20 protein-coding genes are annotated in these 25,317 nt (G+C 56.4%); 9 read left to right on the forward strand and 11 right to left on the reverse strand.

The genetic code is table 11. From position 1 onward, the window contains the following. Window positions 1-13: 13 nt before the first annotated feature. Window positions 14-1,381 carry a glycosyltransferase family 4 protein gene (locus ACR0K9_RS10645; RefSeq protein WP_480822992.1) on the reverse strand — a complete coding sequence of 456 codons (1,368 nt, stop codon included), beginning with the start codon at window positions 1,379-1,381 and terminating at the stop codon, window positions 14-16. Window positions 1,382-1,592: 211 nt separating this feature from the next. Between ACR0K9_RS10645 and galE the strand changes: the two genes are divergently transcribed. Beyond that, window positions 1,593-2,594 (forward strand): UDP-glucose 4-epimerase GalE, encoded by a 1,002-nt coding sequence (gene galE / locus ACR0K9_RS10650; protein WP_480822994.1) that lies wholly within the window; start codon window positions 1,593-1,595, stop codon window positions 2,592-2,594. Between the two features lie 47 nt (window positions 2,595-2,641). Here the strand turns inward: galE and ACR0K9_RS10655 are convergent, their stop codons facing one another. Genes ACR0K9_RS10655 through ACR0K9_RS10675 form a run of 5 tightly spaced genes read right to left on the reverse strand, consistent with a single transcriptional unit; the run spans window position 2,642 to window position 9,426 of the window. Then, window positions 2,642-4,042 carry an oligosaccharide flippase family protein gene (locus ACR0K9_RS10655; protein WP_480822996.1) on the reverse strand — a complete coding sequence of 467 codons (1,401 nt, stop codon included), beginning with the start codon at window positions 4,040-4,042 and terminating at the stop codon, window positions 2,642-2,644. A gap of 33 nt (window positions 4,043-4,075) precedes the next feature. After that, window positions 4,076-6,184 carry an NAD-dependent epimerase/dehydratase family protein gene (locus ACR0K9_RS10660; protein WP_480822998.1) on the reverse strand — a complete coding sequence of 703 codons (2,109 nt, stop codon included), beginning with the start codon at window positions 6,182-6,184 and terminating at the stop codon, window positions 4,076-4,078. A 20-nt stretch (window positions 6,185-6,204) separates the two neighbouring features. Continuing rightward, window positions 6,205-7,194, reverse strand: coding sequence for a glycosyltransferase family 2 protein (locus tag ACR0K9_RS10665; RefSeq protein ID WP_480823000.1), 990 nt, complete (start codon window positions 7,192-7,194; stop codon window positions 6,205-6,207). Further along, window positions 7,184-8,425 carry a glycosyltransferase gene (locus ACR0K9_RS10670; RefSeq protein WP_480823002.1) on the reverse strand — a complete coding sequence of 414 codons (1,242 nt, stop codon included), beginning with the start codon at window positions 8,423-8,425 and terminating at the stop codon, window positions 7,184-7,186. The genes ACR0K9_RS10665 and ACR0K9_RS10670 overlap by 11 nt, the downstream gene beginning before the upstream one ends. Then, window positions 8,422-9,426 carry an NAD-dependent epimerase/dehydratase family protein gene (locus ACR0K9_RS10675; RefSeq protein ID WP_480823003.1) on the reverse strand — a complete coding sequence of 335 codons (1,005 nt, stop codon included), beginning with the start codon at window positions 9,424-9,426 and terminating at the stop codon, window positions 8,422-8,424. The genes ACR0K9_RS10670 and ACR0K9_RS10675 overlap by 4 nt, the downstream gene beginning before the upstream one ends. A 364-nt stretch (window positions 9,427-9,790) precedes the next feature. Here ACR0K9_RS10675 and ACR0K9_RS10680 point away from each other — a divergent pair, with 364 nt between their 5' ends. Continuing rightward, window positions 9,791-12,220 (forward strand): tetratricopeptide repeat protein, encoded by a 2,430-nt coding sequence (locus tag ACR0K9_RS10680; protein ID WP_480823005.1) that lies wholly within the window; start codon window positions 9,791-9,793, stop codon window positions 12,218-12,220. Between the two features lie 18 nt (window positions 12,221-12,238). Here the strand turns inward: ACR0K9_RS10680 and ACR0K9_RS10685 are convergent, their stop codons facing one another. After that, window positions 12,239-12,451: a hypothetical protein gene (locus ACR0K9_RS10685; protein WP_480823007.1), complete on the reverse strand. Its 213-nt coding sequence runs from the start codon at window positions 12,449-12,451 to the stop codon at window positions 12,239-12,241. A 284-nt stretch (window positions 12,452-12,735) separates the two neighbouring features. Here ACR0K9_RS10685 and ACR0K9_RS10690 point away from each other — a divergent pair, with 284 nt between their 5' ends. The 3 genes from ACR0K9_RS10690 to ACR0K9_RS10700 are packed head-to-tail and all read left to right on the forward strand — an operon-like array spanning window position 12,736 to window position 15,955. Then, window positions 12,736-13,335 (forward strand): polysaccharide biosynthesis/export family protein, encoded by a 600-nt coding sequence (locus ACR0K9_RS10690; protein ID WP_480536454.1) that lies wholly within the window; start codon window positions 12,736-12,738, stop codon window positions 13,333-13,335. A gap of 19 nt (window positions 13,336-13,354) precedes the next feature. Continuing rightward, window positions 13,355-14,767, forward strand: coding sequence for a porin family protein (locus ACR0K9_RS10695; protein WP_480823009.1), 1,413 nt, complete (start codon window positions 13,355-13,357; stop codon window positions 14,765-14,767). 30 nt (window positions 14,768-14,797) lie between these two features. Further along, on the forward strand, window positions 14,798-15,955 hold the full coding sequence (locus tag ACR0K9_RS10700) for a hypothetical protein (protein ID WP_480823011.1): 1,158 nt from the start codon (window positions 14,798-14,800) through the stop codon (window positions 15,953-15,955). Window positions 15,956-16,061: 106 nt separating this feature from the next. Here ACR0K9_RS10700 and ACR0K9_RS10705 read toward each other — a convergent pair whose 3' ends face one another. After that, window positions 16,062-16,877 (reverse strand): hypothetical protein, encoded by an 816-nt coding sequence (locus tag ACR0K9_RS10705; RefSeq protein ID WP_480823013.1) that lies wholly within the window; start codon window positions 16,875-16,877, stop codon window positions 16,062-16,064. Between the two features lie 461 nt (window positions 16,878-17,338). Between ACR0K9_RS10705 and ACR0K9_RS10710 the strand changes: the two genes are divergently transcribed. The 4 genes from ACR0K9_RS10710 to ACR0K9_RS10725 are packed head-to-tail and all read left to right on the forward strand — an operon-like array spanning window position 17,339 to window position 21,250. Then, the gene (locus tag ACR0K9_RS10710; RefSeq protein ID WP_480823015.1) at window positions 17,339-18,769 is read left to right on the forward strand and encodes a UbiA family prenyltransferase; all 1,431 of its coding nucleotides are present in this window, start codon (window positions 17,339-17,341) and stop codon (window positions 18,767-18,769) included. After that, window positions 18,766-19,194 (forward strand): GtrA family protein, encoded by a 429-nt coding sequence (locus tag ACR0K9_RS10715; protein WP_480823017.1) that lies wholly within the window; start codon window positions 18,766-18,768, stop codon window positions 19,192-19,194. Before ACR0K9_RS10710 ends, ACR0K9_RS10715 begins: the two co-directional genes overlap by 4 nt. Continuing rightward, entirely contained in the window at window positions 19,191-20,516 is a 1,326-nt protein-coding gene (locus ACR0K9_RS10720) for an FAD-binding oxidoreductase (protein ID WP_480823019.1), read from the forward strand. Before ACR0K9_RS10715 ends, ACR0K9_RS10720 begins: the two co-directional genes overlap by 4 nt. Further along, the gene (locus ACR0K9_RS10725) at window positions 20,513-21,250 is read left to right on the forward strand and encodes an SDR family oxidoreductase (protein ID WP_480823021.1); all 738 of its coding nucleotides are present in this window, start codon (window positions 20,513-20,515) and stop codon (window positions 21,248-21,250) included. The genes ACR0K9_RS10720 and ACR0K9_RS10725 overlap by 4 nt, the downstream gene beginning before the upstream one ends. Before the next feature lie 18 nt (window positions 21,251-21,268). Here the strand turns inward: ACR0K9_RS10725 and ACR0K9_RS10730 are convergent, their stop codons facing one another. From ACR0K9_RS10730 to ACR0K9_RS10740, 3 genes are all read right to left on the reverse strand, one after another. Then, window positions 21,269-22,906 (reverse strand): hypothetical protein, encoded by a 1,638-nt coding sequence (locus ACR0K9_RS10730; RefSeq protein WP_480823023.1) that lies wholly within the window; start codon window positions 22,904-22,906, stop codon window positions 21,269-21,271. A 115-nt stretch (window positions 22,907-23,021) separates the two neighbouring features. Next, a complete protein-coding gene (locus tag ACR0K9_RS10735) occupies window positions 23,022-24,464 on the reverse strand; it encodes a sensor histidine kinase (RefSeq protein WP_480823025.1) in 1,443 nt (480 codons plus the stop codon). Further along, complete coding sequence (locus tag ACR0K9_RS10740; protein ID WP_480823027.1) at window positions 24,461-25,198, reverse strand: response regulator transcription factor; 738 nt, start codon at window positions 25,196-25,198, stop codon at window positions 24,461-24,463. Before ACR0K9_RS10740 ends, ACR0K9_RS10735 begins: the two co-directional genes overlap by 4 nt. Between the last annotated feature and the right edge of the window lie 119 nt (window positions 25,199-25,317).

A 25,317-nucleotide genomic window follows, 5' to 3' on the forward strand; every position in this document is an offset into this window, starting at 1 on the left:
GTTGAAATCTGCGTCAACTTTTAAAGGCACGGATGGCAGCCTTGTATCCTTCAACGGTTTTGGTCGCGACTGCATCGGGACTATAAAGTTCGCTGCAATCCGCCCAGGCCTGCCGCCCAAGACGCGCAGCGAGGTCCGGATCATCCAACAGGCGCTGACAGGCCGCAACCATCGCCTCAAGGTCCTGACTGGGGATCAAAAGACCGTTTCGCTCATCTTCGATGACTTCGGGAATGCCACCCACCGCCGTGGTAACCAGCGGACAGCCCAGAGACATGGGTTCCAGCAACATATACCCCATCGTATCGTACTGGGCCGCGATCAGGGTCAGGTAGTGGCTTGTTCTCAGACTCATCAGCTCGGAATGAGTCATTTGCCCACGGTAATCGACACGATCGCGCAACTCCGGTGTGAAGTTCTGCTCGAAGAACTCTTCAAAATAGACAATGCCGCTCTCGGTTTGGATACCTTGGTCCGGACCGATGAAGGTCAAGGTCAGTTCGGGGTTCGCCTCGGCAAGCCGCGCAAAGGTCCGCAGAACCAGATCACCCCCCTTGATGCTGTCAAAACGTCCGACGAAAAGCATCTTGTTCTTGTCACACCGATCAACATCCCAGGTTTCATTTTCCGATGCCGAAATAATTGGCGTCGGAATAATGGTGCTGTTCTCAATCCCCAAATCGTAGTGATTACGAATTGTATTCAGCGTGTCGTTACAGTTCGCCGTCACATAATGCGCCGATTTGATGGCTAGCCCTTCATACTTCGCGCGCCCATCATTGATGGACAACGCAGACATTGCGTCGTTGAAACCACCGGTCAGGACAAATGGGCCATGTAGACGCACCGATACGGGAACGATGTTCATCATCGCAACTTCGGCACCCATACCAAAGGATTCCTCGATCTCGAAAACCTCGACCCCTTTTTCAGCCACCAGCTTTCGAATGGCCAGCGCGATCTTGGCCGAGTGCCGCAACGCATCGTAGGGTCGCGCAGTCAGCTTCGACTGAATCTTCTGCCAAACTCTTGAGATTAAGGGAATTTGAACTTCCTGCAGGTCAATCGTATACGGGTCTTTATCACCCGCGTCAGGCGTCAAAATATATACTTCATGACCAAATGCCCGGAGCGAGGACACAAGCTGAGACGTATAAGTGACAATTCCGGACGCAACACGTCCGGGCGGCCAAGATGAGACGTAAATCGCGATCTTCATCGGTTGGTCGGTTTCTTCATTCATGTCCAAAAATCTGGGCAACGGTTCTCTGCCCATCTCCTTCTCGGGGCCTAAATCAAAATCTCTTAAAGATGGAACAACTGCCACCGGACGGCGCGGGTTGTGCACGTAAATGACTCGTAGCAGGGACTTGGTGTCCATGCTAGATTCCTGTTGCAGTTGTCGTTACCTGTGGCACAGTGTCCACGCTGGATTCTAGCTGTAGTTGCAGTGACATGCGTGGTTCTTCCACCCAAAGAAGGCACTACGAGACTGAGGACAATCAGATAGGATACGAATTATTGTTGCGAAGGTTGATATGGAAAATTGCGATGGCTGGTTCTCTCGCACTGTTCCTGCAAAATAGCAGATCATGACAAAGCACATACTTCTCACCGGCGGCGCCGGGTTCATCGGCTCGCACACCTATGCAGCCCTTGTGGATGCCGGTTACGCGGTCACCATATTGGATAATTTCGAGAACGCCCGCCGTGACGTGCCGGACCGGCTGTCCCAAATCACCGGCAAAACCGTGCCGGTCATCGAAGCAGATATTCGCGACCGAGATGCCATCAATACCGCGTTTGATGGCAATGATTTCGATGCCGTAGTGCACTTCGCCGCACTGAAATCCGTCCCAGACAGCGAGGCCGATCCCGTCGGCTATTACAATTCCAATTGCTTGGGTCTGATCAATATCGTTGACGCCATGCAGACCAGCGGCGTCGATAATATCGTCTTCTCGTCGTCGGCTGCGGTCTATGGCAGCGCCGCGCAAATGCCCTTGACCGAAATCAGCCCCTGCGCACCGGACAGTTGCTATGGTGCCACCAAGCTGTTCGGAGAGGAGTTTTTATTCCGCGTCGCCAAGGCACATCCAAATGTCAAAACCGGAATATTGCGGTATTTCAACCCCGTCGGGGCCCACCCATCCGGGCTGATCGGGGAAGACCCGTCGCAGCCACCCGGCAATCTGGTTCCGGTGATCGCCCGTGTCGCGCGCGGCGAAATCGAGGCTCTTTCCATCTTCGGCGGCGATTACGACACCCCCGACGGCACCTGCATCCGCGACTATATCCACGTCCTTGATCTGGCCAGCGGTCACGTGCTGAGCCTTGATGCACTTCTGAATCAGAAAGAAAACCATCTCGTCAATCTCGGCACCGGGCGCGGAAACTCGGTCCTCGAGGTGCTGAATACCTATTCGGACGTGATCAATCGCAAAATCCCCAATTGCATCGTGGATCGTCGCCCCGGCGACCCGCCAATTTCCTATGCAGCAACAGATCGGGCGCGCGAGGTCCTTGGATTCGAGGCGAAGCATAGTCTCAGAGACATGTGCGAAAGCAATTGGACATTTTCAGGGGATAAGTGACAAACGCGCCGAAGGTATTGACCAGAGATCAATGCCTTCGGCCAACATTATGTGACTGCGGCCCAAAGCTCGGCCATTCCCCAGCCCACCGCTGCTCCGACAAGCACCAACGGCATCAGCCGGACTTCATGCAGCAGGGACACCCAGCCTTCCCGGCGCCCCATAACCAAAAGCATGGTAACCTCTGGGATGCGATGCAGCGCGACAACGAACAACGCCAGCGTCGTTGATCCAAAACCCCAAATCGCAATAAACAGCCCGATCCAGATCGTTGCGGCACTCACGAGGCTGAGGACTGTCATTTCGCGGAATCGCCGTTGTGCGCTATAAGCCTCGCGCAACAGGCGCGGGCCAATCAGGATCAGACCCACGGCCAGAATCTGGATCATGCCCGCCACATCCGCGTAACGGTCATCATAAATAATACCCACCAATGTCGGAGCAAAAGTCATCAGGGCTCCGGCTCCGAACATCGCCAAACTGTCAAACAAAATACGGTAACGATAATAGCGGCGGCGCAGGGACGCCTCTTCACCGTCTTTGTGCAGTTCGGTAAACACCTGCAAACCCATCTGAGCGTGTACGGTGTTCAGGAACGTCTCGACTAGATCCACAATCTGACGGGCGATATAATAGAATCCAAACGAGCTTGCCGACATCGCAAAGCCTAAAACAAAGCGGTCAGCCATTACGGTGACGGCGGACAAAGCCGAATGACCAATAATCCATTTGCCGCGCTCGGTGATCACCCGGAAATCATCAATGCTCCAGCTCAGTCGCATCGCAGGACCGGCAAACATCGCATAGCTAAGCGTAACCATGATAACGGCGCCTGCGAGATTGCCCAGAACCAGCGCCCAGATATTACGCAGCCAGAAGGCCAGACCTATTGTTATGACCGTTGTCAGAACCACTCTGATCAGCGTCTCTTTGCTGACCTGACGGAACTTCATTTCGCGTTCATAGACAAACTTGGCTGGTGAGGCAAAACCGCTGATGATGGAAAACCCACCGATGGCAGCGATTGCAAATGGAAGCGTCGGGTCACCATAGCTTGACTTTGGATCGAACCACTCTGCCTCCTGCCCCCACGATATGCCAAACGCCAGCAGGATACAGACCAGCAAGATCAGAACTCCGCGCAGAATCTGTGCCGTCCAGCAGGAGCGCAGAAACCCGTCATCCAATTCGCCCTCGCGGGTCAGGATCAGCGAGCGCACGCCCAGATCGGAAAACATCTCGAGCACGAAGATGAAGGTCATGACGACGGCGAAGACCCCGAATATCTCGGGCGTCAGAATGCGGGTCAGCACGATGGTTGAGACGATCCGCGCCATTACCTGCATCACGAAGACCATTGTCGATAACGCGGCCGACGCCATGATCTTGCGCCGCAGACTGTCGCGGTCGGACATCAGCCCGGATATGCGCTGGCTTATGAACTTCATGTCGGTTCAGCCATGGTCTGACTCCACCACATCCTAAAAGCCGAACAGATTGGCCTGGGTGATGCCCTTGCGGACAAATTCATCCCGATCCGCTTCGGGCTTCCAACCCAGAACCTCTTTGGTGCGGGCATTGCTGAAAGGTGACAGATGGCCTCGGGATTTCCAATCGCTATAGGACTGGTTCTTCAAATCACGCAGCCCGACGACATAGCGTTTGAGCAGGTATTTGATGCTGCCCGACAGGTAGAAGATCCAGAAAGCGCCTTTTTTGACCTCGATCCGCGCGTCCAAAGCCTCATGTATCGCGTCAAAATAATCCCGCGCACTCATCATCGGCTCACCAATCAGATTAAATGACTGTCCCACGGCAGCCTCATTGTCGATCATTGCGATCAGAGCATCCGAGATATCTTCGATCAGGACAAAGGGCAGGATGTTGTTCCCGTCTCCCCAGATCCGCACCGCCCCGGCCCCATGCCAGCGCCCGATGCCCCAATGTTGCAGCGGCCCGCCCTCACCGATGACAATGCCGGGCCGCGCAATTACCAGAGGCAGGTCCTGAGTCCGGTGCATTTCAAGCAGTCGCTTCTCGCATTCCGCCTTTGAGCGGGCATAGAGGTTGCGGTCGCTCATATCCTCGCCAAATCCGGTGTCTTCTGTGATCGTGCGCGCTGGATCGGACATGTCATATGAGGCAATGGTTCCGGTGTAGATCAACCGCTTGACCCCGGCCTCTTGCGCCGCCTCCGCCACGCGCACAGCCACGCCGACGTCGTTTTCAAGGCACCCTTCCCAGGTACTGTCCATGGATTTGGCCAGGTTATAGACGACCTCGATCCCATCCATGGCAGCGGTCAGCGCCTCTTTATCCCGCAACGAAACAGCGACAGTTTCGACCTGATCAGCAATGTCGGCGAAAGGCCCATGCCGTCCACGGCTGAGGACCCGCACCTGACGTCCGCTTTTGACCAATGCGCGTGTCAGATAGCGACCGATGAAACCAGTGCCCCCGATCACCATAACCGTAGGCTTCAATGCTGCAGCAGGCACGACCGGGGCAGGCTTCGCGGTGAATTTATCCGGTATCAATTCGGCGGTTTGTTCAATGGCTCCGATGACGGCCCCGGCAGCAGCGGCCGAAAAACGGTCGTCCACCCGGTTGTTGGTGCGGATCGCATCGTAAAACGCACCAAACGCCCCCAGAAAACTCAGCGCATAGGGGGATTTGCGGTTCAACGATGTCAGTTGTCTCACGCCGTTGACCACACCCTCTCGCAAATGCTGACCCGCCAGCCCCATCTGTTGACGGAATGGGTTTACGACGATGTCGGATGTGTTCTCGCGTCGGATCGTCAGCGTGTCTGCAGCATAATCCAGCCGCGCCATCGCCGAGGATCCATGCACTACGACAGACCGGTCATCCATGGTTTCAACCAATTCGAGATTGAACGTCAGATCGACATGACCGGCCCGCGCCCGGATCTGCCAGCTTTGCGGGCGGACCTGCCCCCCTTGCAGAGTGACGGGCTTGCCTGCTTCCAGTCTGAAATCGCTGAGCTCACCAAACAGATCCACGGCAAAGGCATAAAGATGCGGCCCCAGTTCAAAAAGCAGATTGCGTGCCTCTTGTAACATCCACAGGCCATAGGGACCGGATCGCAGAGGTGCCAGGGGAAAGCGCCAGTTGAACTCGGCGCTGTTGATCCTGCCCAACGCTCCAGACCGGCAGGCTTGTTTCAGCTGCTCATATGACGGGACACCCAAAAAGTTGTGGCAGACGGCAATCTGCCGCCCGGCCTCTTCTGCTGCAGCCGCGACAGCGCTGCAATCGGCATGCGACAACGCAAAGGGTTTCTCCACCATCACATGGAAGCCCGCCTGAAGGCAGCGCTGTGCCAGATCTGCATGGATATGCGGTGGGGTCAGGATATGGACCGCGTCGCAGATATTGGCGGCCGCCATCTCTTCGATCGAGGTGAAGGACTGAATTCCATAGGTTCCGGCGAAATCCGACGCCGCAGCGGGCGACACATCGCAGATTGCCGTAAGATCAACGCCTTTGCTGGCCCGCAGCGCGTTTGCGTGCCAGGTTGCGATGTATCCGGCTCCGATTAGGCCGACGCGAATTGGGTTCTGAGACATATTCTTTTCAACACGAATGACTACTTATACTCGATGATTTTCATCGGCGCCGCTCGCTTGCGGCGCCACAGGTATGTCAGCATACCGATAACGTTGGGAAGTTTGGACAGGGTCAGCAACACGGCTTGCCGCATCGCTGTAGGACGTGGCAGGCCATCCCGCATAAGCCCCTGCGCAGTCCGCAGATAGGACATCGCGTAGACGCCCAGAACGGCCAGAATAATCCATGGATATACGATCAACCCGATAACCGCTACGGTTGGCAAGACCGCACCATAGAACCAGCCCCGTTTGCGCTCTCGCGTGAAATAGTCGGCGTGCAGATCACCCACCTGGGCAAAGCCATGCCCGGTGCGAACGGCCCGCTTCCACCATTGAGAAAAACGCATCATGGCAGCGTCGTGACGGGTCATGTCCAGGGGCAGGCGTTCGATTTTCCAACCCGCTTTGCGAATGCGCACGCAGAATTCGTCATCCTCGGCCGCGATGACGGTGTCATCAAAGCCGCCGACCCCGTCAAAGGCCGGAACCCGCACCATCATGTCGCCACCGCAGGTCAGGATCGAACCCGCCGGGCGGTGCCATTCGAAATCGCAAAGCGCATTATAGACGCTTGCGTCGGGGTGAATCTCAGCCCTCCAACCTGTCACGATGCCAAGCCCGGGATCGGCGGCCAGCGCCTCAGACGCGGCAGCGACCCAGCCATCGACGATGGCGCAATCGCCATCAACAAACTGAACAAAGTCTAGTGGCACACCCATCGCCTTTAATGCAGTATATCCGGCGTTGCGTGCCCGCGCTGCGGTGAACGGGCGGGACAGGTCCAGCTCAACCACATGTGCCCCGGCATTGCGGGCCTGCTGTACGCTGTCATCGGAAGAGTTCGAATCCACGTAGACCACGGCGGACACTTCATCGGGAATCGAAGCCAGGCAACGGACCAGACGCTCGCCTTCGTTTCGGCCAATCAGGACCAGACCGATTGCCGGGATCAGGGTATCATTCGGCATTCCGCACCCCCTGACACTCTGGCTGGATAAGTTGCGCCAGACGCTCCGCCTCGGTTTTCTGGTTAAATTCGGCGGTCACCTTGGCCCGGCCCGCCTGACCCATACGGGCGCGCAAATCGGGATTGCTCAGCAAATCACGCAGGCGTTCGGTCAACGCATCGACATTGCCGGGCGGCACCAGATAGCCGCTGACGCCATCTTCGACCAGTTCCGAAATGCCGCCAACGCGAGTCGCCAGAACTGGCAGTCCACTGGCCATCGCCTCCATCAGCGTCACCGGGACACCCTCGGCAAAACTGGGCAGGACCAGCGCGTCGGCCCCGGTCAAAATCTCGGCCACCTCGCTTTGCGATTTGTATCCGGCGAAATGCACCACCCCATCCAGTTTCAGGCGTTTCGCCTGATCTTCAAGGTCTGCGCGTTCTGGCCCATCCCCGATCAGTGTCGCACGCAATCCGGGCACGTCCTGTTCAAGCCGCGACAGTGCCTCAAGCAGGATCGGCACGCCCTTCACTCCAGCCAACCGACCGACAAAGACCAGATGAGGCCTGTCAGGATCAGTGGTGCTGGTCGCTTGATACTTCTCGGGATCGATACCGCAATGAATGATATTGAGCTTCTTCCAATGCTGGGGATCCGAAAAGATCATGCACTGGCTGCGGCAGAAATCACTGATACAGGCCACAAACCGGGCTTCCGCGATCTTGGCATCGATGCGCCAGTGTTTCGGTTCGAAAAAGATATCCGGCCCGTGGATTGTGAAACTGAAAGGAATACCGCTGATCCGGCTGGTCAGCATTGCGACCGTACAGGTGGCCGTTGCGATATGATTGTGAAGATGGCGCACTTTGCGCTGGCGCAAATGCTCGGCCAGTACCGCAGCCTCTGCAAAATAGAACAGTTGATACAGCAATCTCTTCGACCCTGCCGGACGGGTCTTCAACGCCAACCCAAAGGCCGAAAAGTATCGACTTGGCGCCCGCATCAGTGCCTTCAGGTGGCACTGGATCAGGTGCAGCGGAGATTTCGCCGCGGCGATCACATAGAAGGTCTTCTGGAATTCCTGCTGTTGTTCGGGCCCCACGTGGTGCTCGGCGCCCGTTTTACGGATCGAACAGGTCTCGACCTCAATCCCCTGCGCACGCAGGGCGAAGATTTCGCGCTGGATAAATGTGTCTGTGGCGCGGGGGTATTCCCCGGTCAGATACGCAATTGGTGCTGGTTGGCTCATGTCGAATGACCTTCGATTTGGGCCTGATGCATAACTTCGGAAAAGGACAGTTGCGGTGGGATATCCAGCCGCGCATGAAGCCGGGTGGTGTCAAAGCGCAGGGGTTTCATCCGGGCCTGTAACGTGGCCGGGCGCAACAGACCCGGTAACTTGTCAGCCAAACCCGGTATCTTGCTCAAGACGGCACCGATGAAGCTGAACAAACGCCAGTTGACTGGAATAACCACGCGTGGCCACCCGGACTGGCGCAACTCTGCGACATAGGTGGCGCGATCCGGGCGGTCATCATCAAAAACGTTGATCGCTTCGATCCCATTGGCCGAAGTCTGTGCAGCCTGCACAAGCGCCTGCGCCGTGTGCACGACATAGCTGACCGGGACCTCCCCGGCACTCTCCATCGCAATCAGCAGCGGCCCGACGGGATGCCCTAAATGCGCATTCCACAAACGGTCCGGTCCAAACACCGCCCCGGGCCGCATGATCCAGAGATCGAAACCCTGAGCTTCGGCAGCGGCGCGGGATTGCCGCTCCTGCATCAGTTTGGCCTGACAATAGGCATCACGCATCTGAGGCGAAAGTTCGAGCGGGCAATCCTCGGTCAGCAGTGCACCGGCTTTCACCGCACATCCATCATAGACGGACAAAGAACTGACCAATACCAACCGAGGCGCAGACGAGCAGATCTGAATAGCATCAAGGACGGTTTCAGTTGCCGCCTGTGTATCGCGAATCTGACGATCGGCTGCACCGCTCATTATTGCCGCAGCGTGAATAATCGCACCCACATCAGATAATCGTTTCGCCAGCCTGTTTTTTGCATCCGGTTCCGTCAATTCAACCGCAACCACGGAAATACCGGAATCAGCAGCCCACGCGGCAGGCGCAGCCGCTTCGGAGCGCACCAGTGCCACCACCTCATGACCTGCGCCCCGTGCCGCATCGACTGCGTAGCGTCCGATGAACCCGCTGGCGCCAGTGATCAATATCTTCAACCCAGCCATGACGTTAACACAATCCGGGCGTCCTATGGTACTTGATTTTCAAACGAATTCTTAACCGCACAACACCAACAAACCTGACAACAAAGAGACCAAATCAACCCCCTGCGTAAACCGGGATTTTGTCAATTTCGAGGGTTTTATAAAGTAAGTGGTGATAAATACGAATGGGGGCCCCCGTTTTTTTGTCCGGAAAGGGAAAAATCCACGCCGCAGCTATGGAGTGACGGAGGACTAACCTCGCGCGCTCAACATCAAAAAGCACCAAGCTGTGAATTTACGCGAACATTAAGCGCAACCAAAGCGCTGGTAACATCATCTGCTATTAGGCAGTATCGCATTGATCGAATTCTCAACCCGAAAAGCAATGTTCAGACATCTGTTTCATCCGCCCCTCATCGCGCTTTGCGCGGCCCTTTTTCTGGCTGGATGCGAGTCCTCAGAAGAACGGGCCGAACGGCATTACAATTCGGCGCTTCAGCTTCTGGATGCGGGCGACCCGGAACGGGCGTTGCTTGAGCTGCGCAATGTACTGAAGCTCGACAGCTCTCATACGCAGGGGCGTCTCCTGTTTGCGCAGACACTGGCACAGCAAGGTGAGAGCGGCGAAGCGCTGAACCAATATCTGCGCGTGGTCGAGCAGGAGCCGGCCCGGCTGGACGCCAGACTCATTGTGACCAGAATGTCATTGGACCAGAACCGATGGGAAGACGCATTGCGCCATGGTCGTACTGCGCGCGATCTGGCTGCGGAGAATGCTGAAGTCCGCTTTCTAAACGCGGTACTGGACTATCGCGAGGGGATCGAGGCCGATGATATTGCTGCGCTGGACACACCATTGCAGGTCGCCCAGAACAGGCTGGTGAATCATCCCACCGATCGTCTGGCCCAGCGATTGATCATCGATCATGCGGTAACGACCGGGAAGCCAGATCTGGCCCTGCATCGCATCGAAACAGCGTTGACGTATCTTCCCGATGAATACGACTTCCATCTGGCCCGACTGCGAATTCTGTCCGACCGACAGGACATGGCGGCTGTGGGGGAGGCGTTGCGGGACTTGACCGATCGCTTTCCCGACCAGCGACTGGCACGCAACATGCGATTGGCCTGGCACATGGAACAAGAGGATATCGCAGGCGGCGAAAAATTTCTGCGTCAACTTGCAAATGCGCCCGATGCAGGCGTGGACGAACATCTGCAAGTGGTCGATTTTCTCAAACGCACCCGGGGTACGGAGGCCGCGCGTTCGGAGCTGAACAGCCTGATTTCAGCGCAACCCAAAAACAAAAGCTATCAAGCCACATTGGCGGCACTGAACTACGAGGCGGGCCAAACCGCAGCCGCCATCGAAATGATGCACGAGTTGCTGGCGGATGCTCAGGCCACGGAAGAGACGGCAAATCTGAAGATCAATCTGGCGCGCATGCTGATCAGCGGCGGAGAAGTACCTGCCGCCGAAGCGCTGGTTGATGAGGTATTGGCAGAAACTCCGAACCACACCGAGGCGCTGAAAATGCACGCGGCCTGGCTGATCCGCGACGATCATCCTGAAGAGGCAATTCTGACACTACGCACCGCTCAGGCCGGAGCACCGCGCGATCCCGACATTCTGATCCTGATGGGTCAGGCCCATGAACGCGCCGGCGCACGGGAACTGGCGGGTGAGCGCTATGCCCTGGCGGTTGAAGCCGCCGGTCGTGCACCGGACGAGTCCTTGCGCTATGCTGCGTTCCTGCAGGAGGATGACAGGCTGAACGTTGCCGAAACCGTCCTGGCGGATGCACTTGGTATCGCGCCCGGCAATGTCGAATTGCTGACCGCGATGGCCGAACTTCAATTGCGACAGAAGAACTGGGTTCGGGTGAAGCGCCTTATCTGGCGCCTCCGGGCCCAGGACGTCCCCTCCGCGCTGACGGCTGCGGATCAAATCGAAGCAGCAGCGCTGGTACAACAGAGCCGCATCGACGAGGCCATCAGATTTCTGGGCGACCTGAGCGCTGCAGAACCGGCCGACCTCAATGTTTTGACCGACTTGATTAGAACCTTGGTTCAGAGCGGGAAAACCGATGCGGCTGTTGCCCTGATCGAAAGCCGGTTACAGGGCGCATCCGACGACCCGGTTTTGCGCTATCTACGCGCAGGGCTGCACCAGGCCGAAGGTCAGGATGACGAGGCCGAAGCCATCTATCGAGCTTTGTTGACACAAGACCCGACAGATCTTAGATCCGTGCGCCAACTGGCCCGACTTCTGACCCGGCAACGGCGCGAGGCAGAGCTTACGGAGCTGCTCGATACTGCGTCGGACGCCAATCCCAACGCGATGTTGCCGCAGGCGCTGCGGGCTGAGCAGCTTGAACGTCAAATGGATTTCGACGGAGCGATTGCCGCTTATGATGCGCTTTATACATCAAACTCTGACATCGAAGTATTTGCCAACAATCTGGCCAGCCTGATCAGCATCCATCGCGATGACGCCGAAAGCCTGTCGCGTGCCTTTGCGGTCGCCCGCCGGTTTCAGCGTTCAGACGTACCTGCCTTTCGAGACACCTATGGCTGGATTGCATTTCGAAAGGGCGAACTGGATGAAGCGATAAGCCATCTCGAAGCTGCGGCGCAGGGATTGCCCGACGATCCGACGGTTCAATATCATCTGGGTGAGGCTTATGTCGCAGCAGGGCGTGGGGAGGATGCACAAAGTGTTTTGAACCGGGCTATCGCGCTTTCAGCGCAACACGACTTCTCTCAGTTGCAAAGGACGCAAGAATTGTTGCAGCAATTGTCTGTCACCCGGTGACCGACGCGCGGACCATTGTCAATTCACCTGCTGGGCCGGAACGCGTTCGACACGGTTCTCTTCGACAAGCAGGGCACGGTACATGAGGATGGCACAGAAAACCAGACCGACTATACCGCCGGTCGCTGCGTAGATCAGGATCGCAGTGCCCAATGAGGCGCCTGAAATCAGCGCACCGACGCTTAACGCGCCCCCGGCCATCATTCCAAGCAAGATCAATCCGACTATCATTTCACACTTCATCCCCTGAGGTGTCCCGGCGCGCGGTTGTCCGGGCACCGCGCCAGCAAATAATACAATTGTGTCACAATAATGTCTTCACCCAGCGCACGAGGGCAGCGGTCATTCGCCGATCAGTTTAGGAAGATCCGGTTAACAAAGGGTAACGACGTCACAGTCTGCAAGAAATCATGAAAACTGACTTGAAAGCTTGGCAAGATATCGCCGAAACAGGATAGAGAGTATTCGGCGCAGCGCCGAGCGATACTGCAATGCAGGGATGGAAGAGTTTGGACATGAGATCAATTTTCACATTGCTTATTTCGGCATTGATCAGCGTTCTGGCGCTGCCGGCGCTGGCGCAGGGCTATCGGATTCAGTCAGGCGATACGCTGCGTGTCGAAGTGCTTGAAGATGAGAGCCTCAACCGCGACATTCTTGTGGCCCCTGACGGTCAGATAAACGTACCGCTCGCGGGCACCATCAGAGCCGGAGGGCGTACAGTTGAGCAGGTCAGGTCCGATCTGACCGAACTGCTCGCTCCCAACTTCGCTTCTACGCCCAACGTGTTTGTATCGCTGGGCGCGTTGAACGTACCGATTCCGCCGCTTCCCGACGAAACGATCAATGTATATGTGATTGGAGAGGCGGGCTCGCCCGGGCGTCATGCGCCAGTGCGCGGGACCACGTTGATGCAGTTCTTCGGTGAGATGGGAGGGTTCTCGCGCTTTGCCGCCACCAAACGGGTCATGCTGCGCCGAACCGACAGATCTGGTAAGGAAAGCGTCTATCAGTTCAACTATGATGCGATGCTGGATGGCACCGGTACCGGAGGCAGCACAAAGCTGATCGATGGCGACGTGATCGTGATCCCGCAGCGTCGTCTGTTTGAATAATCAAGAAAGTGGCCGGGACGTGAAACTCAACCCTGTCCGATTTGCGGTATTCATTGGTGCCGTGTGTATAGTGGCAACAGCGGGTCATCACGCCGAGGCGCAGCGCGCACCGTTGGACACCAGTGGCACGATTTACACCTTCGGCATTGGTCAAAGGATCGAATCTGGTCGCAATCTCGGGCTCGAATTCCCGGAAGAAGGCCATGGCACGATCATCTCAACCCCGCTGTCCTTTGGCATCTCGAGCGAAACCCCAATTCAAAGCTTCAGTTTGGACGCAGTGACAGCGTTACGCTGGTCCAACTTGCCAGATCGAGGCAGCGAGTTCGATATCGGGGATTCGATATTCGATCTCGACTACAGCCGTGAAAGTGCCAATGCCGGTCTGACGCTAGGGGCTGATTTTTTAAGTTATGATATCGGTTTTCTGCGCTCGTTGCGGGACTTTATCGATGAGGAAGGTGTCGTTGATCTGCCGCCGGATTTCGACGACCTGACCGGTGAAGGGACGCGGCGCGAATATGGGCTCTCGTTCCAGATGGATTTCGGGCGTCAGGATCTGGTGAACTATTTCTTTCAGGTCGAGTCATACAATCTCGATTATATCGACCAGACAAACCCCGACCTGTTTGATGAACAAACCGTCAGCGCGACAGCAGGGATCGGCTTTATCCTATCGCCGCGAACAACTGCAAGCATTGAGGTCTTTGCAGAACAATATGATGAGGATGATCCCGATCAAACGGACCGCCGGACCAAAGAGATCAATTTCGGCCTGACACAAGAATTGTCCGCAGACACCCGCATTGATCTGGTACTGGGCTACACCGATATTGACGAACAACGCGACATATTGGGGGATATTCTGACAAAAGGCGTTATCGGCAGTATCGGCGCCGAGCGCGATCTGCCAAACGGTGATGTTTTCTTTTCGGCCGAGTCCGAGCTCGATACCGCAGGGCGCCTCAACCGCCTGCGTCTGGGCCGAAATCTCGTTGTCGCAAATGGCGACTTTTCGGCCAACCTTGGCTTTGCCTACACCAGCGACGACGACATAGAACCCATTGGAACACTGATCTATTCGCAGGAATTTGGCGCTAACGAACTACAGGTGTTCTTCGATCGCAACATCGTCGCAACCGAAGATGACGTCTTTCAGACAGCATATATTCTTGATGTCGGCTATATCTTCGGGCTAGGCCCCTCTTCTCGACTGGGTCTTGGTGCGACACACATCCTGACAGAAGCCACTGCTGTCGACCCTCGCGTCGAGCGCACTGACCTGAACGCCGTATACAGCTACGAATTGGAAACCGAATGGATTGTCAACGCCGGGCTGAATTACCGAGTCCGTGACGAAGAAGGTCTGGGGCGGGCCGATAGCCCACTTGCGTTTTTGTCGATCGGGCGGGAATTCGTTTGGCGTCCATAACCGACTTCTGTTCTATTGGGCCCGTTGCTCTTGCAAAGATACATTTATTCAGTTCCCAAATTCCTGATATGGGCTTTTGCAATTTATATTGCCGTGCTTGCCTATCAGGATTTCCTTCTGGGCGGAAACTCCTGGAAACAGGGTGACTGGCTGATCAACAGTATGGAAGCGCCGATCCGTCGGGGCATTATGGGATCTCTGCTTTTAAGGGTCTCTCAAGGGCTGTCCATCGACCTCGTGCTTTTGGTCGTGCTGTTACAAATCTCGCTTTTGGTGGCAACAGTAGGCCTGATTGCCCTGTCGGTTAGAAAATCCGACACGCCAGCAACACTCTGGCTCCTTATCCTGTCACCCGGTTTTTTCATCAGTTTCTGGTCGCTTGACGATCAAGGAGGGCTGCGCAAGGAACTGATCGCGTTTCTTGCTTTCGCTTTGTTGCTTTTTGCCTCCAGTCGTCCGGCTCCCGGGCGTCTCGCGATCTATTCCTCGGCCATTGTGTTTGGCTTTGCTGTGCTGTGCCACGAAGGCAACCTGTTCTTCGCGCCCTTCTTCGCCTTCGGCTACTATCTGCTGTTTTCGAAATCTGCGATGTCTCGCGGGGACTTCGTTGCACTACTGGTGATCCTTGCAGGGTCCTGCATCGCTTCCGTCGTCATCGCTATCAGCTTCGATACCGTGACCGACTATAGGACGGTCTGCCGACCTGTATTGGCAGCCGGCGTTGACGCCGAGATTTGCGCCGGAGCGATCAAAGCGCTTGAAATTCCACTCGGGGAATATGTGACAGCAACGTTCTGGATGTTTTTCTCACCCCTCGTTCTGTCCTTCGTATTCTTATACGCGATAACCGCGATTCCGATACTCCTCATCGGCAGGCACCTGATGGATGGCCGAATGTTCACCGGGGCCTACGTGGCCTCGGCCTTCCTGTTTCTGCCTCTTTACGTCGTCGCCGTAGACTGGGGCCGGTGGGTCAGTTTCCACACCACAGCCGCTATCTTTACACTGCTGATCGCCCTCAGCCTCGGCTACGCGAAAAGCGACCCGGGCGGCGAGCTTCCGCCTCGGTTATTCAACATATTGCTCGGTTTCTTCCTGATCGTGGGCTTCTCACATTTCGTCGACGTGCTGTGGGGCGGCATGGCCTGGAAAGCAGTAAATGGCATACTTTACCCAGCCACAGGATGATAAGAGTCACCCGCGCCTCGCAAATCTGATTTGTACCCCTGAGTATTCGCCAAAGGTGATCCCGTTGCGAGATTACCTTTGGCTCTGACAAAACGAAGTAAAGGCGTCAGGACGGAATATATGGGCGCACAGCCTCAAACACATACGCAGAGATTTCTTCGTAGTTGTCCATGAAGGCGCTATGAATGTTCTTCGTCGATACATCCGGTTTTGGCGCCTCCTGTTCGAACATCGCCGAATAAACGATCATTGCCACCAACAGGTGCAACGTGTCGTTCCCGTGCGGTGCATCGTCGATAAACCAATCACCGGCCTTCAGCGCTGAAGCCGGTGTGTTTTCCATGACCGAGACCATTGTACGGGCGACCGGGATCATCCGAATGCGAGAGGCCACTTCGGGATGACTTTCTCTGGCATGCTCCAGCAGATTGTCGAACCAGCCCGTGTAATTCAGCAAAGTAGTCGTTCTTTCGCGCCAATCAGCAAAATCTTTGTCCGAACCGGCACCGGTATTTTCGTCCAGAATCCGACCGGCATCTGCCCAACCTTCGTAAATCCAATAAATCGGCGTGTCGGTGACGTTTTCTTCATGGGCTGTGATAATATCGGTGACCTCATCACCCCAGGTAAGCGCCTTACCGTCTAGCGGCGGTCTGGGGATCGGACCGCCAACCACCGGGTCCGGGTCGGACCCTTGCGACTCGTATACGGGCGGGCCTGAAAAGTTATCCGTGACGATGATGACATCCGTGACATTCGCCGATTCAAGTGAGCGCCAGGTTTTGGCGACGCCTGACGACGGAACTCCGAGCCGAATCCAGTTTTCTTTCCAGTTGGGCGACGCTACCGGCGGCGTAATATCATAGCTGCCCTGAGCCGCGAAAAACTGTTCACCATTCGCCTCAACCAACAATTTCATCATCGGGGGAACCAAATCATAAAGGCTGTTCATATATGCGCCGGTTGCCCGTCGCTGCAAAACTTCGGCCTGAGCCAGACTTGGTACCGATGAAACGGTGATCAGGGAAACAAGGGCTGCACTCAAAAATCGCACTGCATTAACTCCAATAAAGGGTGACTCTTTGGTTCAGATTATCGTGGGCATTTGCGAAATACATCTTACAATCAATTTTTTTCGCGCACTCACAACTAATCGAGCCAGTTGACCATATTGTCCTCAATGGCGAAACAAAGATTGGTTCGCAGTTTTCATGAAAATGTGCCCCTGGATCGTCTGACAGGGCAAACTAGGCACATTGACAACGTATGTGTGAAATAGCGCCTCGCCAGATATACATCCGCCGTATTATATCCATACTCAGGCAAATATATATGTTTGCGTTGTATAACTGATAGTTTGAGGGGCTTCGGCCAATTGTTCGTATGACGAGTGAAACACCTATACCGGTTCTGGTGGTGGATTTGGACGGAACGCTGTTGCGCTCCGATATTCTGTTTGAGACTTTTTGGAGTGCATTGGGGAAAAACTGGCAGACGCCAATTCAGGCTGTCGGCGCATTGATGCAAAGCAAGGCAAAGCTGAAGCAGGACCTCGCCCAATCCGGCCCACTGGATGTGGCGACACTTCCCTACGACCCAGAGGTCATAACCTATGTAAAGAATTGGCGGGACCAGGGCGGCCAGACGGCGCTGGTAACAGCCAGTGACGAAATCATCGCCCGGAGCGTCTCCGACCATCTGGGTATTTTCGACGAGGTCTACGGATCGGACGGGGTACGCAACCTTAAAGGTCCTGCAAAAGCTTCGTTTCTGAAGGATCACTTCGAGGGCGGCTTCGCCTATATGGGCGATGCCCATGCCGATATTCCTGTATGGTCACAGGCGGAACGTGCGATCACCGTCAACGCCTCTGCTTCGCTGCGCAGCACTGTGGACAATCTGGGCACGCAGGTTGATCATCTTCAAACCCAACCCAACTCTATCAAGCCGTACATCAAAGCAATTCGTCCGCATCAGTGGCTCAAGAACATATTGGTATTTCTGCCGATGCTGGCGGCCCATCAATATGACTGGGGTACGTTTTTAGCAGCTCTGATGGCGTTCATCTCCTTTTCGATGATCGCATCCAGCGCCTATGTCACAAATGATCTACTGGATCTCGCTGCCGACCGGGCCCACCCGCGCAAATGCAAACGGCCTTTTGCGTCAGGGGCGATTCCGATCGCATATGGCACTTGGATGGCAATTGGGATGCTGGCGCTTGGCATTGTCATCGCCGCAAGTGTCAATCTCGCCCTATTGGGGGCGATGATCTTTTATTATGGCGCGACGACCGCCTATTCGCTGAACATCAAGCGCCGGATCGTGATCGACATCATGATGCTGGCAGGATTGTACACGACACGCATCATCGCCGGTGGATACGCAACCGAAATACCCCTGTCGGTCTGGCTGTTGGCGTTTTCGGTGTTTTTCTTCCTGTCTCTGGCCTCGGTCAAGCGTCAGGCCGAACTGATAGACACCGCCAAACGTGGCGCGATGGAGGCTGCGGGTCGCGGATATCAGGTCGACGATCTGCCGCTGATCAGTCAGGTGGCAATCTCATCGGGTTATGTGTCTGTGCTGGTGATGGCGCTCTATATCAACTCTCCCATTGTGGTAGAGCTCTACCGGTCACCTACTGCGCTTTGGGCGGTGTGCCTGATCCTGCTCTATTGGCTGACCCGCATTATCATGATCACCCATCGAGGACATATGCATGACGACCCGGTCGTGTTTGCCGCCAAGGACCGTACCAGCCAACTGTGTTTTCTGGGCATTCTGTTCTGCGCCGTCTGGGGTGCGCTGCTATGACATTAGGAGGATTGGTCCTGCGTTATGGCGCGTTCGCAGTCATTGCGACGATTGCAAACCTGACGACCCAACGGCTGGTTTTGCTTTGGGGCGAAAGTTTGGGCCACTTCATCATTGCCATGGGCGCAGGTACATTTGTGGGACTGGTCATAAAGTACCTTCTGGACAAACGCTGGATCTTCTATGATCTGTCCTCGGGTGCTGCAGCGCATGGCAAGAAGTTCACACTCTATACCATCATGGGGCTGGCCACGACGGCAATCTTCTGGGGTTCCGAGACGGCCAGCTGGCTGATCTGGAAAACCGATATTGCACGAGAGATTGGTGCCGTGATCGGCCTGACCATCGGCTATGTGGTGAAATACAATCTGGACCGGCGCTACGTGTTCACCGACGCGATGCTGTCGCTGGGGCGTGCCACATGATGCTCAGCGGCTGGGGTCGGTTTCCGGTCATCTATGCACCGGTCGTTGACAGGCCGCGATCCGAGGCCGACCTGACCGCGGCCCTGGCCAAAGGCGGCGTCATCGCACGCGGGAATGGGCGTGCCTATGGCGACAGCGCCATCAGCCGTCGTGGCACAATCGACATGCGTCACTTCAACCGCATGATCTCGTTCGATGCGGAAACCGGAATTCTGGTTGCAGAGGCTGGTGTGTTGCTGGCGGATGTCATCACCTCTTTCCTGCCGCGCGGCTGGTTCCCTCTGATCACGCCGGGAACCAAATTCGTGACCCTGGGCGGCATGATCGCCGCCGATGTGCATGGCAAGAACCATCATCGTGACGGCTCGATGGCGGCGGCTCTTGAATGGGTCGATGTCATTGATGCCTCCGGTCAGGTTCACCGGGCATCCCGTACACAAAACCCTGATCTGTTTGACTGGGTACCCGGCAGTATGGGGCTGACAGGAATAATCCTGCGGGCCGCCATTCGGCTTCAACCGGTCGAGACCGGCTGGATCAGGCAAACCACGATCCCAGCCCGGAACCTGTCGGAAGCGATGGAGGTTTTCGAGTCCTCCAACGCAAGCCCGTATTCAGTCGCATGGATCGATTGTCTCAAAGGCGGCGCAAACCGGGGCCGGTCTTTGGTCATGTTGGGCGAACACGCCCCGCGCGACATGCTGGGTTCTCGGGAAAATGTTGACCGGTACGCGCTGCGCCCCAAAAGAAAAAAGAGTGTGTCCTTTGACTTTCCGGGTTTTGCCATGTCAGGCCCCGCGGTGAAGGCGTTCAACGCGCTCTACTACCGCGCCGGGCTGCGCAAGGCTGGCGACAGCCTGGTGGATTGGGACAGCTATTTTTATCCTCTGGATGCGATTTTGAACTGGAACCGGGTCTACGGTCGCAAAGGGTTTCTGCAATTCCAATGCGCATTACCGCTTGAGGCATCCAAAGCAGGTCTCGAAGCTCTGCTTGAGGCTATTTCCGAGGCTGGCGCCGGGTCATTTCTGGCTGTTCTGAAACGGTTTGGCGAACAATCCAGCAGGTTTTCGTTCCCCATGCTCGGCTATACACTGGCACTGGACTTTCCTGCCACCGCCAAAAACCTCAGGCTGCTGGAACGGCTCGACCAGATTACCATCGACTACGGGGGCCGCTTCTATCTGGCCAAAGATGCCCGGATGACCGCACAGACATTGATCGAGAGTGATCCGCGTGTAGCGCGGTTCGTCGCGCAACGTAAGGACAGCGGCGCCTCTGATACTTTTCAATCCTCCCAATCCGAAAGGCTCGCGCTATGAGCAAAGATTCCGTTCTCATTCTTGGTGCACGCTCGGACATCGGCCTCGCGGTGGCGCATAAGTTCGCAAGCCTCGGCCATCCGATCCAGCTTGCGGCGCGCAATTTCGAAACTCTGGAACCCAATCGCGCCGACATCACTACGCGCTACAACGTCGACGTTACACTTCATACGTTCGACGCGCTGCAGCCCGATGGTTTTGCAGACTTCGTTGACGGCCTGCCAGACCTGCCAACGATCGCGGTTTGCGCCGTCGGGTTCATGGGTGAGCAATCGCAGAACGAACAGGATCTAGCAGCCTCCAGCCTGGTCATGCGTTCGAATTACGAAGGTCCGGCGGGCATTCTGGCGGAACTCGCCAACCGGTTCGAGACGCGTGGTTCCGGCACGCTGGTCGGTATCAGTTCGGTCGCCGGTCTGCGCGGGCGCGCCACAAACTATATCTATGGTTCGGCCAAAGCCGGGTTTACCGCCTTCCTGTCAGGTCTAAGGAACCGGCTGGCAAAAAAGGGTGTGCATGTGGTGACGGTGCTGCCCGGTTTTGTCGCCACGCAGATGACGGAAAACATGGACTTGCCTGAGCGGTTGACGGCACAACCCGTGGAGGTTGCCGACAAGATCGCCACAGCAGTCGAACGTGGTAAAAACGTGGTTTATGTCCGTTCGATCTGGTGGCTCATCATGACGATCATCTGCAACATTCCAGAGAATGTGTTCAAGAAACTGAAACTATGAGATCGCTGCCCACTGCGTTCAGGGCCCGGAAGATTCCGGGCATTTGACCATCAGGACGTAACCGGGACTGAGCAGCGTTCTAAAAACACCAACCGGTTCATAGTCGCAGGACCTTTCGTCAAGCACTTGTCGCAACCCGTGGGTCGCCCGCCCCGGTTCTCCGGGCCAGCTTGCATGGATCGAGCTAATATAAAACGTGCTGCCATCGCGGGGCGCCGCATCCAGAACAAACCGCGCCAGCGGGCGAAAATCGCCGCGTAACCGCAGCATGATGTACATTTTCGACCAGGCCGTAGGGTCATTATGCAGCATATCCTCGATCGCTTTGGAATATCGCTCGGCGTCCATCCCGTTCCATTTTGGGTCGAAATAAGACGGATCAATCGCAACGCTCTGGGTCGACAAAGATGGCGCGTAGCTGTGATGCGATATGGGTGCGCCGCGCTCGATCATCAGCGGGATCAGACGAAATGTTCCGAAATAATGCAATACCTGCGATGGTGGCAGGTCCGCCAATGTTTCGATCACCTGACTGCCTGATCCTTCGACAAGACGCGGCGGCCATTTCGTCACCACGCGCACCCCGGTCGCTGCGAAAACGCAGCACAGCACAGCCAACCCCGCAAATGCAAAGGGACGGCGATAGCTTGTGGAGCGTAAAAGGCAATCGAGCACCGCCCCGGACAATACGGGGAATACCCCCAACATCCAAACCAGATGGCGCGAACTGACCGCCGGATATTTGCCAATTGCGGCCAGGCCAAGAAAGACTGCCGTAATGGTGGTGACAAACAAAACCAGACCCGCTAGCTGCGATTGCTCTGACCCTTTCAAGAACGCAAGTGCGGCCAAAGCGGTCAGACACACCAATAGCAGTATGGCTGCGCCCCTGGTCTGAAACAGCTCCTGCGCGGCGTTGCCGAACCGGTACAACGCCTCCAATCCCAGCCCCCCATAAGCGTCGGGGAATGCGGTGATCTGGATTTTTGTCGCATGATCAATCTGAAGATAGTAGGCCAGAGCCAGCACAATCATCAGACCAGCCAGCGTGATCTCTCTGACCTCAAGCTGACGCCTGAGCAGCCGTAGGATCAGAAATACACCCACCACGACACAAGAGCCTACTATGGTCGAAACGCCCAGAAGAAGACCCGCCAAAAGGATCGCAATGTCGCAAAAATTGAGTGTCGCGCTCCGGTCTTTCGCGTAGATCCAGGCCGCGAAGATGGCGAACCCGGCTGCATCGAAGGCATAGAATTTCAGCATCGAGCCGTTGATCAAAAATGACGGAAGCGACAGCAACACGAACAACCCTGCCGCCAGCGGCAGAGCGCGCTTGCCAAAAGCGCCGACAAGTGCCGCCGAGATCACGCACAGCGTCAGCAGGATTATGACCAGACGCATGGTGTGAATTGACAGGCCAGAGATGGAGTGAAGCAGCAGGTTGAATACCGGCGGCCCTGCCTGCTGCGCCTCGGGCAAAGGGCCGAAGGCCTGGGCCAAGTTGTCCAGCGGAAAATTCAGAAGCTGCGAAACTTCATCTATCCAGATACTGCGGTCGGTCCAGAAGTAGATTTGGACGGCCCCGAAAACCAAAACCAGTATTAAAATCAGTAAACCAATCGGGCCGTTGGGCCGGCCAATGTCCCTTTGCATGGCAGTCTCTCTGAATGTGCCTACATGGCAATGAGTAAACGAAACTGGGACAACGGGGCAAGGCGAGCGCATCAGGAGCCAGCGACCTTCTGGTGATGCGGGTCTCGTCGATGAGTTATTGCCGCGTGATCCGCAGGCGCGCGCGCAGGCCCTGATCTCCGACCTCGAAACTCAGCGCACCTCCGTGCTGTTCGGCAATCGTTGCGGCAATCGTGAGGCCCAGACCGAACCCATCGGAAGACCCTGTGTTCGAACCTCGCCGGAAGGGCGCCATCAGCGACTCGATATCCGCGACAGACAAATCTGCCCCTTTGTCTTCCACCATAATGGTCGCAGTGGTGGCGTCGGTTTCCAGTTGGACCTCGGCGCAGCGGCCGTATTTCAGCGCGTTGTCGATCAGGTTGGTCAAGGCCCGCCTAAGCGAGATTGGCCGCCCCACAACAAGCATTCGCCGAGTTTCCGTCAAAGATCCGTGCCCGCGACGGGACATGAAAACCGAAGGCGCGCCCTCAATCTCGACCGGGGCGATTTTCTGCAGCGTGACCGGCTTTTCCATATCCTGGTAATCGGCGACAAGCGATTCAACCAAGGCGGTCAGCGAAATCTGTTGCGGTTCCTCAACGCTGAGTTCTGAGCGGGTGTAGGTCAGCACGCTTTCGATCATGCCGGTCATCTGGTCCACATCGGCCTCAAGCTTTTCGCGTAGTTCATCATCGGCGATCAGCGCGGCGCGCAGGCGCACACGGGTCGCTGGCGTTCCCAGATCATGGCTGACGCCCGACAGAACCGTAGCGCGCTTTTCCAGTTGCATCCGTTCGTCATCCAGATGCGCATTCACGGCCAGAACGATCTCGCGCAGTTCCGCAGGGCCGTCCGCCTCATAGCTGTTCGGCCCCCCCCGGCGTTTGCGGTCGCGCAGAGCAGTGGCAAAGCGGGTGAAGCTGTCGGACACATTGCCGACCGATCCGAGAATGACCGCCAGCGCCACAACTGCCGCCAGAATGGCGGGCAGGCGCAGATCAGTGGGCGCAGCCCTGCAGCCCCAGACATCGGTGCCATCCACCCGTTGCCAGGGGCTGCGCCCGAATTGCGCGATCAGGATGGGCTCACTGCAATAGGTTGCCAACAGCCGGGTCAGGTTGCCCAGCTTTTCGGGTCCGGTCTGATCGATGCGTGACATGATATCCGAGACTGGATAGACCAACCGATCGGACATCACCGCAAGCGTCAGTTCGCGCCCAGCCAAAGGCGCAGTGCTGTCCGTGAGGATCGAGAGGTTTGTCACAAAGCTGCGATCCGACAGTCCCGGCAATTGTTCGAATTCCCCGGCATCGGCCAGCCGAGAGATCTCGGGTGGAAGCGGCGTGATTTTGATCCCCGGCGGCGGTGTCTGAGCCACGCGCAGATCCTCATACACGGTGAATCCGGCGACATAGGCGCGAGTCAGGAAGCTATCCCATGCGCGCGCCGAGGCGAACCATAATCCGGCAGCAAGCAGGCCGGTGGTAAAGGCCGCCCCAGTCCAGATCCATCCCAGGCTGCGCAGGCGCGGTGTCATGCGTCCTCTTCCACCGACACCTCGGCGGCAAAGACATAGCCGACCCCGCGTTCCGTGCGCAGCATTTGCGGGTCTTTCGGATTAACCTCAATCTTCGAGCGCAGCCTACCGACCAGCATGTCGATGGCGCGGCCCTGCGCCTCGGGTTTGTCTGCTTCACCTGTAACATCCAGCGCAGCGGCAATTTCATCCCGTGTTAGCGGGATATGCGGGTTGGCCAGCAAAACCTTAAGCAGCGCGGTTTCCCGTTGCGACAGCGAAACCAGATAACCTTCGGGCGAATGAACCTCGTCGCGTTTGCCATCATAACTCCAGTCATTGAACCGAAAGCTCTTGGTCCGACGGCGATAGGCCAAAGACGGCGTGCGTCGGGCGCGCTGCATCACCGCGCGAACACGCGCGAGCAAGAGCTGCGGGTTGAACGGCTTGGCAATATAGTCGTCGGCGCCGACTTCATATCCTGCCATCCGTTGATGGTCGGCAGACAGCGCCGAGACAAGAATGATCGGCACATCCTGTTCGGTGCGCAGGCGGGCGCAGATCTCGACACCATTCTCATCGCCCAGCATCACATCCAGCAGGATCAGATCAATCCGGCCCGCGGTCAGGTGTGACCGGACCTCGGATTCGGTGCTGGCGGGCAAGGCGATGAACCCATTCTGTTGCAGGAATTGGGTCATCATCGACCGCATTTCGGGGTCGTCATCCACCACCAAAAGTCGCGGAATGCTCACGCGGTATGTCCTCCCAATCTTTGCACCTCTGGCATCATCCATTGTAACGAACGGAAACAGATTCAATGTCAACGTAACACGCTGTAACAAAAGCAGTGAAAAACTGGGCCTCGAAAGAT

Source organism: Ruegeria sp. L12 (assembly GCF_056531745.1).